The 258-nt window shown below is 37.2% G+C and carries 1 protein-coding gene; it reads right to left on the bottom strand.

Annotated features, from left to right (window positions below; genetic code table 11):
* Positions 1 to 258 (bottom strand): hypothetical protein (locus H6A27_RS15900; protein WP_239469740.1); only part of this gene is annotated, 258 nt, incomplete at both ends.

Here is a 258-nt window from a genome sequence, read left to right as displayed (position 1 = left end):
CTTTTTCCTGTTGCGAAGTTAGTGCAAGCCGCATACTGCAAGTACCAGAACCTTATTCCCTGAATTTTTTCAAAAACTTTTCCAGCTGCAGCTTTTCGGAAAACTTTTCCTGCCTGACGGTGAAATAATCCGGTAATTACTTGCCTGATTGCTATCCTTGCCAACTTTGATGGCAACGTAAAAAATAAATGTTTCACTTCTAAAATTTCAATGTCATGAAGAAAATGGAAAATTCTTTCGTAGTTTCTGGTTTTGTAG

The organism is Bacteroides caecigallinarum, assembly GCF_016902295.1.
GTDB classification, from domain to species: Bacteria; Bacteroidota; Bacteroidia; order Bacteroidales; family Bacteroidaceae; genus Phocaeicola; species Phocaeicola caecigallinarum_A.
The sequence above is the reverse complement of the archived record's forward strand: the minus strand, read 5'-3'. Positions and strand labels throughout refer to the sequence as shown.